9 protein-coding genes are annotated in these 12739 nt (G+C 72.6%); 5 read left to right on the forward strand and 4 right to left on the reverse strand.

Annotated features, from left to right (window positions below):
* Window positions 1-55 precede the first annotated feature (55 nt).
* Both ABTZ03_RS01205 and ABTZ03_RS01210 read right to left on the reverse strand, forming a co-directional pair.
* A complete protein-coding gene (locus ABTZ03_RS01205; protein WP_350510747.1) occupies window positions 56-673 on the reverse strand; it encodes a hypothetical protein in 618 nt (205 codons plus the stop codon).
* Between the two features lie 123 nt (window positions 674-796).
* Window positions 797-1147, reverse strand: a complete 351-nt coding sequence (locus tag ABTZ03_RS01210; RefSeq protein ID WP_350510748.1) for an isomerase — start codon at window positions 1145-1147, stop codon at window positions 797-799.
* Window positions 1148-1976: 829 nt separating this feature from the next.
* Between ABTZ03_RS01210 and ABTZ03_RS01215 the strand changes: the two genes are divergently transcribed.
* The 3 genes from ABTZ03_RS01215 (at window position 1977) to ABTZ03_RS01225 (ending at window position 8719) form a co-directional block, all read left to right on the forward strand.
* Complete coding sequence (locus tag ABTZ03_RS01215; protein ID WP_350510877.1) at window positions 1977-5924, forward strand: Pls/PosA family non-ribosomal peptide synthetase; 3948 nt, start codon at window positions 1977-1979, stop codon at window positions 5922-5924.
* Window positions 5925-6069: 145 nt separating this feature from the next.
* The gene (locus ABTZ03_RS01220; RefSeq protein ID WP_350510749.1) at window positions 6070-7449 is read left to right on the forward strand and encodes an aspartate aminotransferase family protein; all 1380 of its coding nucleotides are present in this window, start codon (window positions 6070-6072) and stop codon (window positions 7447-7449) included.
* 4 nt (window positions 7450-7453) lie between these two features.
* Window positions 7454-8719: an aspartate kinase gene (locus ABTZ03_RS01225; RefSeq protein ID WP_350510750.1), complete on the forward strand. Its 1266-nt coding sequence runs from the start codon at window positions 7454-7456 to the stop codon at window positions 8717-8719.
* Between the two features lie 75 nt (window positions 8720-8794).
* Here ABTZ03_RS01225 and ABTZ03_RS01230 read toward each other — a convergent pair whose 3' ends face one another.
* On the reverse strand, window positions 8795-9187 hold the full coding sequence (locus ABTZ03_RS01230) for a ribonuclease domain-containing protein (RefSeq protein WP_350510751.1): 393 nt from the start codon (window positions 9185-9187) through the stop codon (window positions 8795-8797).
* 213 nt (window positions 9188-9400) lie between these two features.
* Here ABTZ03_RS01230 and ABTZ03_RS01235 point away from each other — a divergent pair, with 213 nt between their 5' ends.
* A complete protein-coding gene (locus tag ABTZ03_RS01235; RefSeq protein ID WP_350510752.1) occupies window positions 9401-10660 on the forward strand; it encodes a glycosyltransferase in 1260 nt (419 codons plus the stop codon).
* A gap of 42 nt (window positions 10661-10702) precedes the next feature.
* On the opposite strand, the gene ABTZ03_RS01240 is transcribed toward ABTZ03_RS01235, so the two are convergent.
* Window positions 10703-11776 (reverse strand): phosphatidylinositol-specific phospholipase C domain-containing protein, encoded by a 1074-nt coding sequence (locus ABTZ03_RS01240; protein WP_350510753.1) that lies wholly within the window; start codon window positions 11774-11776, stop codon window positions 10703-10705.
* Window positions 11777-12056: 280 nt separating this feature from the next.
* Here ABTZ03_RS01240 and ABTZ03_RS01245 point away from each other — a divergent pair, with 280 nt between their 5' ends.
* The gene (locus ABTZ03_RS01245) at window positions 12057-12710 is read left to right on the forward strand and encodes a dihydrofolate reductase family protein (protein WP_350510754.1); all 654 of its coding nucleotides are present in this window, start codon (window positions 12057-12059) and stop codon (window positions 12708-12710) included.
* Window positions 12711-12739: the final 29 nt, after the last annotated feature.

A 12739-nucleotide genomic window follows, 5' to 3' on the forward strand; every position in this document is an offset into this window, starting at 1 on the left:
CCTTCGGGACGGGGGCGGGCTGGAGCAAATTCGGGGGGTGGTGCGGCGCTCCCGCTCATCGTCCGGCGGTCGGGCCCGGCCGCTGCCCGGCGGCACCCTGGCCGACGGGGCCCGGGCCGGCGGCGCCCGTCCCGGCGGCACCCGTCCCAGCGACGTCCGTCCCAGCGGCGTCCTGTTCGAGCTTGCGGAGGTTGTCGGCGAGGGAGAGCAGCACCCGCAGGCTGCCGTCCGAGAGCGCGGAGGCCCGTGTGACCAGGTTGACCACCCCGTCGTTGCCGAGCGCCTGCCGCAACTCGGCGGCCCGCTCCAGCTGGTCGAGCTGCTCGTCGACCACGGCGGCCTTGGCGTCGTCCAGGAAGTAGCTCGCGCCCGCGCCGATCCCGAAGCCCCGACCCAGCCAGTCGAGCGTGTCCACGGTCGGGTTGCAGGCCTTGCCCTGCTGGTTCAGGCCGAGGTGGAGGTTGCGGACGGTGTCACGGGAGATCACGTCCCGGCCCGCCAAGCGGTTGATCCGGTCCGCGAGTTCGCGGTACGCCGGGGGCCGTCCGCCGGAGCGGGCCGCCTCACGGGCCATCAACCGGTCCAGTCGACGGGCGATGGCCGAGGCGCGCTCCCCCTGCTCCCGCTGCTGCTCCGGCCCACCCGTTCCGTCGCCCGCTGCTGCCTTCACCATCGGTTTCCCCCCTTCGCGGCCTGCCACGATACCGTCGGTGTCCGACCGGACGGTAGCCGACGCGGGGCTGGCGGAGGTGCCGGCGGAGGGACCGGCAGAGGCGCCGGCGAAGGGCCCGGGCCCTCAGCGCCCGGCGTGGTGGACGAAACGGTAGGTGTCGCGGTCGAGTTCGGTGACCTGGACGCCGATCGCGGCCGGCCCGGCGAGGTGCGCGCGCAGCACCTCCAGCACCCGGGCGGTCAGTTCGGCGCGCATCGCGGTGGTCCGTCCGGCCAGGATCTTCAACTCCACCAGCACCAGGGCCTCTCCGCTCGCACCGTCCCCCACGGTGTGCCGCGCGGCCGGGCGGAAGAGCGTCTTGCACTCCGGCAGGGTGGTGTCGATCACCTCGGTCACCGCCTTGTGCAGTTCGGCGGCCAGCGCGGCGTGGTCGAGGGCGAGTTCGGCCGAGTGGTCGACCAGGATCTGCGGCACGGGGTTCCTCCCGGAGGGTGCGAACGGCGCCGCCGACCCTACTGCGTGACCGGCACCGCACCACCGCCACCCCCAGGCCCCGGCCCCCGATGAACGGGGTGTGAACAGTGACGCCGACGCCGCACGGAGGCGCGCGCGGGCGCAGTGGACCGCGAGCACCCGCGCCCCGGAGCCCGGCAATTCTTGACCAAAGTTGACAAGGGCATGCCCTACCAGGCCTTCTCTCCCCGGGTCTGGAATCGGTTTGAAACGAACAATGCGCCGGAGCCGGTCCGGGGCAATCGGCGGAGCCGCCCTCCGGGGGCCGTTCGCGTTAAATGAGAATCCGCTGAGTGGACCGATCGGCCTTGCGGTGTCCGTGAGTAGCGACATAAGGTCCAATGAGTTAGCAGACCGATCTGGGAATGATCGGAACTTTCGCTGCGCACGGGCGGACCGGCCGGTCACCGCCCGCCGGGGCGAGGCTACTGACAACCGCGACACCGCCGCGGCTGCACGGGGGAATGCACGGCTCGACGTTCCGGCGAACGGGAAGCATCCGACACCGGAACGGCTCGGCTCAGACCATGGTTGACCTGCAGTTCCATGGACGCCATGAAGCACCCCGCACGCTTGTCATGCCTAGGGCAAATCGTTTGCAAATATTCCCCAAATATTTGCCCAACGAAATCTCTTGTCAAATTCAATGGCTACCGCCATCGCTCTCGTTCTCTTGTGGATGTGAGGGATTATGCCAGAAGTGGAATCGGCATCAACAGTCAGTACACCAAGCAATCGGTCGGACGATCCGGAGGTTCTGGATCAGTGGAAACTTCCCCGGGTCCGGGGGCTGGCCCAGTACTTTGAGCGGACCTGCGACCGGGTGCCGGGAAATATTGCGGTCAGCTGCGGTCCCGACTCGCTCAGCTATGCCGAGCTGGACCGCCGGGCCAACCGGCTCGCGCGTCTGTTGCAACAGCGCGGTGCGGGCCCCGGGCAGAGCGTGGGGATCCTGCTGGAGAGATCCCAGGAGAGCTACGTCGCCCTGCTCGCGGTCCTGAAGTCCGGGGCCGCCTACGTGCCGCTGGACCCCTCCTACCCCGCCGACCGGGTCGAGTTCATCGCCGGCGACGCCGGGCTGTGCGTGCTGCTGACCACCTCGGCCATGCGGCACCGGACCCCCGATCTGCCCTGCCAGGTCCTGGAGTTGGACAAGTCGGCGGCCGAGGTGGCCGCGCAGTCCGGGGAACGCCCGGACACCGCGATCGACTCCGAGTCGGTCTGCTACGTCATCTACACCTCGGGCACCACCGGCCGCCCCAAGGGCGTCGCCGTCTCGCACGCCAGCATCGTCAACTTCCTGCAGTCCGTGGCCCCGATCTACCAGGTGCGCGAGGAGGACCGGGTCTACCAGGGGCTGTCGCTCGCCTTCGACTTCTCGGTCGAGGAGATCTGGCCGACCTGGGTGGTCGGCGCCACGCTGGTGGCGGGGCCGACCAACGAACAGCGCGTCGGCGAGGGGCTGGGCACCTTCCTGATCGAGCAGGCCATCACCGTGCTGTGCTGCGTGCCGACCCTGCTGACCACCATCGAGGCGGAGATCGACACCCTGCGCAGCCTGCTGGTCAGCGGCGAGGCCTGCCCGCCCGACCTGGTCAAACGGTGGTCCCGCCCGGGTCGCCGCTTCCTGAACGTGTACGGTCCGACCGAGTCCACGGTCAGCGCCACCTGGGGCGAGCTCTCACCCCGTAGACCGGTCACGATCGGCAAGGCGCTGCCCAGCTACCGGGTCTACATCCTCGACGAGGAACTGCGCCCGGTGCCGGAGGGCGAGAGCGGGGAGATCTGCATCGGCGGGCCCGGCGTCGCGATCGGCTACCTCAACCGGCCCGACCTGACGGCGGAGAAGTTCGTCGTCAACCCGGTCGCACGCGACCGGCAGGAGTTCCCCCGGATCTACCGCACCGGCGACCTGGGGCGGTTGACCCAGACCGGCGAGATCGAGTTCATGGGCCGGATCGACACCCAGGTGAAGATCCGCGGCTACCGGATCGAGCTGGCGGAGATCGAGGAGGTGATCCGCGAGGACCCGGCGGTGGAGAACGCCGTGGTCATCCCGCGCGAGCACGACGGCGTCGTCCAGGACCTGGTCGGCTACGTCACGCTGACGGACCGCGGGGCGACGGACGAGGAGGCGCTGCGCGAGCGCCTGCACACCACCCTGCGCGGCCGACTGCCCGCGTACATGATCCCCGCCTTCGTCGAGGTGCTGCCGCAGTTCCCGCTGCTGGCCGCGGACAAGGTCGACCGGAAGGCGCTGCCCGCCCCCACCTCTCCCCCGCTGGCCAAGCGCGCACAACCGCACGCCGCCCCCGTCACCGCGACCGAGCGTCAGCTCGCCACCGTGTGGCAGGAGGTCCTGGGCACCAAGCAGCTCTCCGTCGAGGACGACTTCTTCCTCGACCTGGGCGGCCACTCGATGGTGGCGGCCAGGCTGATGTCCACCCTGCGCCGTCGACCGGAGCTGACCCACCTGGCCATGGCGGACCTCTACGCGCACCCGACGGTGCGCGCCCTGGCCAAGTTCATCGACAGCTCCGCCGCCGAGGCCGCGGAAGCGAAGCCGGACCAGGTCCGGGGGCCGGCGCCGCGCAAGCACTCCACGCTTCGGGTCGCCGCCTGCGGGGTGGCCCAAGTCACCATCCTGTACAGCTGGTTGCTGGTCTTCGGGCTGCCGGCCCTGGTCCTGCTCTACCGGCTGCTGGTCACCTGGAACGAACCGACGCCCGGCGTGGGCACCGGCGGCCCGCTCGGCTACCTCGCGCACCTGTCGTACGGCGAGTTCGTACCGCTGGAGATCGGCTGGCTGCTGCTGGACGTGCTGCTGGTCCCGGTGGTCGGCTGCCGGCTGCTGCTGGCCCGGGTACGCCCCGGCCGGTACCCCCTGTGGGGCGTCACCTACCTGCGGTTCTGGCTCTACGGCAAGGTGATGGCCACCTCGCCCGTCGGGCTCCTGGCGGGCTCGCCGCTGCTGCCGCCCTTCCTGCGGCTGCTCGGCGCGAAGATCGGCCGCGGCTGCCACGTGTCGGCCCCCTTCGCCCTGCCGCGGTTCGTCGAGCTCGGCGACCACGTGAGCGTGGGCTACGGGGCGCGGGTGCAGTCCTACGCGGTCGAGAACGGCTGGCTCCGGCTGGGACCGGTCCGGCTCGGGACCGGCAGCTGCGTGGGGACCAACAGCGTCGTCCTGCCCGGTGCCGTGCTCGGCGAGAACGCCACGGTGGGCGAGCAGTCCCTGATCGCCGCCGACCAGGTCGTGCCGGCCGGCGAGCACTGGGCCGGTTCCCCCTCCCGCGCCCAGGAGGCCACCCCGCCCGTGCTCCAGACCATGGCGGAGCAGCCGGACGAACGGCCCTGGCCGCTGGGGGTGCTGCTCGGCTACGCCGTCGGCGCCCTCGCGCTCATCCTGGTGCCGCTGGTGATCGCCGCCACCGGCTCGGCCCTGATCGGCTGGGTCTGGTACGAGGAGGGCCCGCGCTGGGCACTGCTGTCGACCCTGGCGGCCGGGCCGCTGTTCGTGCTGACCACCTGCACCCTGGTGGTCCTGGTCAAGCGGGCGGTACTGCCCCGGGCCCGGGCCGGCATCTACGCCCAGCGCAGCGGCTTCGGGGTGCGCAAGTGGATCGCCGACGGTCTCCTGACCACCAGCCTGACCCTGACCCACTCGCTCTACTCCACGCTCTACCTGGTGCCGTTCCTGCGCCTGCTCGGTGCCCGCACCGGGCGCTGGTCCGAGGTCGCCACGGTCAGCTTCGTCGACCCGGACATGCTCATCATCGGCGAGCGCAGCTTCGTCGCCGACGTCAGCGTGGTCGCCCCGGCGGTCTTCCACCGCGGCCGGATCTCGCTGGCCCCGGCCGAGGTCGGCAAGCGCAGCTTCATCGGCAACGGCGGGATGCTGCCCGGCGGTTGCCGGATGGGCGACAACAGCCTCCTCGGCGTGCACTCCATCGCGCCCAGCAAGCCGATCGACCCCGAGACGACCTGGCTCGGCTCGCCGGCGATCTTCCTGCCCCGGCGTGAGGAGAGCCAGAACTTCCCGCCGAAGTACACCTACGACCCCAGCCCGGGCCTGATCGCCGCCCGACTGGCCATCGAGTACCTCCGGGTGACCCTCCCGTCGACCATCGCCGCGCTGTCCGTGGCCGGCGCCCTGTACGCGAGCGTCGAGCTGGGCCGCACCACCTCGCCCCTGCTGCTCCTGCTGCTGGGCCCCGCCCTGCTGCTGGGCGTCGGGATCGCCGCCACCCTGCTGGTCGTGCTCCTCAAGTGGCTGGTCATCGGCCGCTACCGCGCCCGGGTGGAGCCGCTGTGGGGCGTCTGGGTGCGGCGCACCGAGCTGATCACCGGGCTGTTCGAGAACCTCGTGGTGCCCGCGCTGCTCAACTACCTCACCGGCACCCCCCTGGCGTCCTGGGTCATGCGCCTGTTCGGGGCCCGGATCGGGCGGCGGGTCTGGCTCAACACGACCTACCTCACCGAGTTCGACCTGGTCGAGGTCGGCGACGACGCGGCCGTCGGGGAGTTCACCTCGCTGCAGACCCACCTCTTCGAGGACCGGGTCATGAAGATGTCCAAGGTCGTGGTCGGACCGGCCAGTTCGGTCGGCGTGCGGTGCGTCGTCCTCTACGACGCGGAGGTCGGCGCCGAGACCACCCTGGACGCGATGTCCCTGGTGATGAAGGGCGAGCACCTGCCGCCCCGGACCAAGTGGCGCGGGATCCCCGGCCGCCGCTGCTGACCCGCACGTCCGCGCGGTGTACCAGGGCCGAGCCCTCGCCGGCCCGGCCCTGGCCGCGGCGGCATCCCGCCACAGCCGCGCACGCGGCGAGAACACCACCTCGCCCTGCCCGTTCCCCGCACTCCACCCACCCACGGAGGCTCTCGTGACCACGTTCCAGCAACCCGACGCACTGACCGGCCCGCAGGTGACCGGCGATCTGCCGGGGCCCCGCTCCGCCGAGTTCCTCGCCCGACAGGAGGACTACGAGTCCAACGCCCGCAGCTACCCCCGGCGGCTGCCGATCGCCATCGAGCAGGCGTCCGGCAGCCTGGTCCGGGACGTGGACGGCAACGTCTTCATCGACTTCCTGGCGGGCGCGGGCGTCCTCTCGCTCGGCCACAACCACCCCGAGCTGGTGGCCGCCATCACCGCGCAGCTCGACGTGCTCACCCACGGGCTGGACTTCCCCACCCCGGTGCGGGAGGAGTTCGTCGAGGCGCAGCTCTCCATGCTGCCGGAGTCGATGCGGTCCCGGATGAAGATCCACTTCTGCGGGCCCACCGGCGCCAACGCCGTCGACGCGGCCCTCAAGCTGTGCAAGACCGCCACCGGGCGCGGCGACGTCATCTCCTTCCAGGGCGGCTTCCACGGCAGCACCCACGCCGCGATGGCGATCACCGGCCTGGTCTCCCAGAAGCGCCCGGTGCCCAACGGCGTCCCCGGCGTGCACTTCTTCCCGTACTCCTACTGCGCCCGGTGCCCCGTCGGTCTGACCCCCGACAGCTGCTCCACCAACTGCGTCAGCTACCTGGAGCGGGCGCTGAACGACACCAACGGCGGGGTGCCGCTGCCCGCCGCCGTGGTGATGGAGATGATCCAGGGCGAGGGCGGCATCGTCCCCGCGACCGCCGACTTCGCCCGCCGGGTGCGCGCGCTGACCCGGGAGCTGGGCATCCCGCTGGTGGTCGACGAGGTGCAGACCGGCTGCGGGCGCACCGGGACCTGGTTCGCCTTCGAGGAGTACGGCATCGAGCCCGACGTCATCATCGCCTCCAAGGCGCTCAGCGGCATCGGCGCCCCGGTCGCGCTCATCATCTACGACGCCGAGCTCGACACCTGGGCGCCCGGCGCCCACACCGGAACCTTCCGCGGCAACCAACTGGCCTTCGCCGCCGGGGTGGAGGCGGTGCGCATCGTCCAGCGCGACGACGTCCTCGGCAACGTGGTCCGGCGCGGCGAGCAGATCGCGGACCGCCTCAAGCCGCTGCTGGACGACCCGTGGGTCGCCGAGGTGCGCGGGCGCGGCCTGATCTGGGGCATCGAGTTCGCCGACCCCGCGGACCACCGCCCCGCGGGCCGCCTCGCCGCCGAGGTCCAGCGCGCCGCGCTGCGGGGTGGGCTGATCGTCGAGGTCGGCGGCCGCGACGACGACGTGGTCCGGCTGATGCCCCCGCTCAACGTCACCGAGGCGACCGTGGACACGGCCTGCTCGATCCTGCTGGACGCGATCCGCACCGCGCAAGCCACTCAACCGGAGGTCTGAGCAGATGAGCCTGATCGTGCAGAAGTACGGTGGATCCTCCGTGCACAGCACGGAGCGGATCAAGCAGATAGCCGAGCACATCGTGGCCACCCGCCGGGCCGGTCACGACGTGGTCGTGGTGGTCTCGGCGATGGGTGACACCACCGACGAACTCCTCGACCTGGCAGGTGAGTTGACGGAGAACGCGGCGCCGCGCGAGCTGGACATGCTGCTGACCGCGGGTGAGCGGATCTCCAACGCCCTGATGGCCATCGCCATCGAGTCCCTCGGCGCCGAGGCGCGCTCGTTCTCGGGTGCGCAGGCCGGCATCGTCACCACGCCGACGGCCGGGCGGGCGCGGATCATCGACGTGCAGCCCGACCGGGTCCGCCGGAGCCTCGACCGGGGCGCGATCGCCCTGGTCGCGGGCTTCCAGGGGGTCAGCGGCGAGACCGGGGACATCACCACCCTCGGCCGGGGCGGCTCCGACACGACCGCCGTCGCGCTGGCCGCCGCCCTCAAAGCGGACCTCTGCGAGATCTACACGGACGTCGACGGCGTCTACTCCGCGGACCCGCGCATCGTCCCCGACGCCCGGCTGCTCTCCAGCGTCAACTACGACATCATGCGGGAACTCGCCGTCAACGGGGCCAAGGTGCTGGCGCCGCGCAGCGTGGAGTACGCCAGCCGGCACGGGGTCCCGATCCGGGTCCGCTCCTCCTACACCGACAGCCCCGGCACCATGGTGACCGGCGCGGCGACCGCGCCGTCCGCCGAGTACTCCAACGTCGTCGGCGTGGCCCACGACGCCTCCAAGGCGAGGATCACGCTCAGCGACGTGCCCGACACCCCCGAACTCACCAACCGGGTCCTCCAGGTGGTGACCGACATCGAGGCCGAACTCCACTTCACCGTCCAGGAGACCACCCGGACCTCGGCGGGCACCACCGACATCTCGCTCCTGCTGCCCGGGCAGGACGGACCGGCCGTGCTGCGCTCGCTGCGGCCGCACTGCCGGGAACTCGGCATCGAGGACCCGCACTACACGGAACGGGTCGGCAAGCTCTCGCTCGTCGGCACCGGCCTGCTCTCCCAGTCGGGCATCCTGGCGACCTGCTCCGAGACCCTGGCCTCCGCCGGGGTGCAGCTGGACACCATCTCCACCTCGGACCTGCACGTCACCGCGTTCTGCCCGGCGGCTCAACTGCCGGAGGCCGTACGGGCGTGGCACGGCGCCTTCGAGCTCGGCGCCGCCGAACTCGCCGTCGTCCACGCGGGGACGGGGCGCTGACGGGTCCCGAGTACCCGGGCCCCGACCGGGTGAACCGGTCGGGGCCCGGAGCATTGGAGACGGTGTCAGCAGGCGTCAGCAGCCGAAGTCGATCAGGCGGAAGGTCGCGTAGTGGTCGCCGGTGTAGTAGTCCTCGTGGGAGCGCTGGCCGGTGACGATCCGGCGGGTGCCGCGGGTCGGCGCGCCGGGGGTGACCACGGTGTACTCGTGGTAGTAGCCGGACCGCTGGGAGGGCAGCACGCCCTCCTTGTTGGTGAACACCACGCCGTCCTGGCTGTACGGGAACGGGCCGCCCTTGGCGATCAGTCCGAGGGTGGTCCGGGCCTGGGACGGCAGGGCGGAGACGCACACCTTTCCGCTCACCGCGGCCTGCGCCTCGGAGGCGACCGCGAGGGGTGCGAGGGTGGCCAGGGAGAGCACGGCGACGGCGGCGGCACGGGTCTTCCACGCGCGTAGAGTTCTGGTCATGCCAACCAGGATGACGAGCCCCGGAGCTCCCCGGAAGGCCCGTACGGAGTCTTCATCTCCGGTCAACTCGCCGTACCCGTCGATGACTTGAACCGGCCGGTCAGCGGCGGACCGGAGACCGGACCGGCGAAGGGGCCGGCGAAGGGGCCGCCGCCCCGACCGAAGTGCCGGCTTCGGCGCCCGTCGGCCGGGTCGCCGGGCAGAATCACCCCCATGCGCATCCTCATCGTCACCACCGGCTCCCGCGGCGACGTCGCGCCCTTCACCGGCCTCGGCCGACGCCTGGTGGCCGCCGGGCACCAGGTCGCCGTGCTCGCCCATCCGACCTTCGCCCCGCTGATCGAGTCCTGCGGCCTGGAGTACCGGCCGCTGCCGGGGGATCCCAAGGAGCTCATCCTCCGCAGGGCCCGCGCGACCTCCCCGGAGGAGACCCGCGCCCTGATGCGCGCCTTCGTCGACGGGCTCGCCGACGGCGTGGCGGACGCCGTGACGGGCGGGGTCGACCTGCTGCTCACCGCGTTCGCCCCCGCGCCGCTCTGCGTGACGGCCGGGGAGGCGCTCGGCGTGCCGGTGCTCGGTACGTACCTCACGCCCGCGTTCGCCACCGCCGCGTTCCCGCTGCCCGGCCCGGCCGGCACCGGGGACCTGGGGCCGGCCGGCAACCTCGCCGCCGGTCAGGAGCGGCTGCGGAGCGCGGAGCGGCTGTTCTCCGGGGCCGTGTCCCGGCTCCGCGAGCGTCTCGGCCTTCCCGGCACCGGCTCGTCCGGCACCACGTCGCCCGGCGCCGCCTCGCCCGGGCCGGAGCCGCTCGGGCGCTCCCGGCCGGTCGTCCACGGCTACAGTCCCCTGCTGCTTCCGCGTCCGGCGGACTGGCCGGCCCCGGTCGAGGTCGCGGGCTTCTGGTGGCCCGCCCGCCCGCTGGACTGGCAGCCGCCGGCCGAACTGGTCGACTTCCTCCAGGCCGGTCCGGCCCCGGTGTTCGTCGGGTTCGGCAGCATGGCCCCGGACGAGGGCGAACGGCTCGGCGAGCTGGTGACGGCGGCGGTGCGGCGGGCCGGGGTGCGCGCGGTGGTCCAGGCGGGCTGGGCCGGACTGGCGGCGGCGGGCGACGGCGTCCTCGCCGTCGGCGACCTCCCGCACGACTGGCTGTTCCCCCGCACCGCCGCCGTCGTCCACCACGCCGGGGCCGGCACCACCGGCGCCGCGCTGCGCGCCGGGGTCCCCGCCGTACCGGTGCCCGTCATGGTCGACCAGCCGTTCTGGGCCGCCCGGCTGCACCGACTGGGCGTCGCCCCGGAGCCGGTGCCGTTCGCGGAGCTCACCGCCGAGCGGCTCGCCGCCGCGATCACGGCCGCGCTGGACGAGCCGGTCCGCCGGCGCGCGGCCGCCGTCGCCGGGCTGATGGCGGCGGAGGACGGCGCCGGGGCCGTCCTCGCCCACATCGACCGGATCGTCACGGCCCCCGCCCGCTGAACCCCCGCCCGCTGAACCCCGGGCCTCCGGGAGCCCGGGGCGTCAGCCCCGGGCGAGCACCAGCGACTGCACCGCGGGGAGCCGGCGCCAGTCGCTGGACACGATGCTGGCGTGCGCCCGGGCCAGCTGTCCGGTCCGGTCGCTCGCCTCCTCGACGGTCGGGTCGGTGGCGCTGATCTGCGGCGCGACCTTCTGGGCGTCCGTCATCACCAGCAGGTAGTGCGAGCGGTCGTACCAGCCGGTGTCGATCCCGTTGAGGTAGCCGGCCGCGTCGCCGTCGAAGACCACGAACCAGGGGCGGATGCCGACGTCCCCGCCGGTGTACCTGCCCCGCGGGTCGCCGCCCGCCGCGCCGTGCACGGCCGGGAACAGCTGGGCCCGGCCGATCCGGCCGGCCGCCGCCAGGTCGCGCAGGTGGCGGCCGTACTCGACGTCGGTGTGCAGGGTGTCGAAGGGGTTGTGCTCCTCGACCGTCCCCGGGATCGCGTACAGCAGCACCCGCCCGGCGAGCGCCGAGCGGCTCGGCCAGTTGCCCGCCCGCACCGCCTCGTCGACGGTGGCGTAGGAGCCGCCGTCGGGCCTGGCCAGCAGGTCGGCCGGGCGCAGCACGGCGTTGCCGAGGTGGGCGGCGATCAGTTCGTCCAGCTGGTCGGGGCCCATCCCGAGGTTCGCGGCGAAGCCGCCCTTGACCTCCAGCTTGACCACCAGCGGGCCGGCGCCGGGGTGGGCGCCGAGCCAGACCCGGACGTCGTCGAGGCAGTTCTCCAGGTTCTTGTCGGCGCCACCGCTGTAGAGCTGGGCCGGGGTGGAGGCGGCGGTGCAGTTGTTGGAGTTGCCGAGCGGGTTGGAGTGGCTGACCTTCCACTCGTGGGTGACCGTGTCGGTCCACAGGTCCAGCTCGATCATGCCCGTGCCGGTGTCCAGGCCCTGGGCGAGGTACCGGTAGGCGGCCGGGTCGTAGGTGTTGTGCAGGCCGACGGTGGTGGCCGAGCCGAACGGCAGGGCGCCGGTGCCGTCACCGTCGACCGCGATGGCCGCCGACAGCGGCGCCAGGGCCGCCGCGGTCGCGAGCAGGCCGGCGGCCAGCAGGCCTGCCAGGGTGCGGCGTACGGTCATCGGAATCGTCCCCCCGGGTCGGTCGCGGCGGCCGCCGGTGCGGGTCGCCGGAGGCAGCATCGCCGGACGGGGCGTGCACCTCGTGAAGAGATCATGACCATAGCGTGACGACTTCCGGCGCTCCGCCCCGGCCCCGGTCCGCCACGCCCCGGCACTGACGGAGCGTCAGCTTTGTCGGTGCCGGGCGCTAGCGTGGCCCGCGCACGGACAACCGCGGGCGGCGCGGAACCGTGACGGCACGGCGCAGCGACAGCACAGGTCAGCAAGTGGAGGCAGCACCATGTCCTTGGTCCGGGTCCACAACTTCTCGATCTCCCTCGACGGGTACGGCACCGGGGAGGGCCAGACCCTGGAGAACCCCTTCGGGCACGCCGAGCACCGGCTGCACGACTGGTTCTTCAGGACCCGCACCTTCCAGCGGATGCACGGCGCGGGTGACGGCGACACCGGGGTGGACGACGCGATGGCCCGCACCTGGGGCGACGGCATCGGCGCGGAGATCATGGGCCGCAACAAGTTCGGCCCGCAGCGCGGCCCCTGGGAGGACGAGGCCTGGCGGGGCTGGTGGGGGGAGAACCCGCCGTTCCACACCCCGGTCTTCGTGCTCACCCACCACCCGCGCCCCAGCCTGGAGATGGAAGGGGGCACGGTCTTCCACTTCATCGACGCCTCCCCCGAGGAGGCGCTGCGGCAGGCCCGGGAGGCGGCCGACGGCAAGGACGTCCGGATCGGCGGCGGTCCGCGGACCGTCCGGGCCTTCCTGGAGGCCGATCTCATCGACCACCTGCACGTGGTCGTGGTGCCGATCGTGCTCGGGCGGGGCGAGTCGCTCTGGGAGGGGCTCGAAGGGCTGGAGCGGCGCTTCGACACCGAGGCGGTGACCAGCCCGAGCGGCGTCACCCATCTCACCTTCACCCGGCCCCGGACCGGCTGACGGCTGACGGCTGACGGCTGACGGCTGAC

Source organism: Kitasatospora sp. NPDC096077 (genome assembly GCF_040303245.1).
Lineage (GTDB): Bacteria > Actinomycetota > Actinomycetes > Streptomycetales > Streptomycetaceae > Kitasatospora.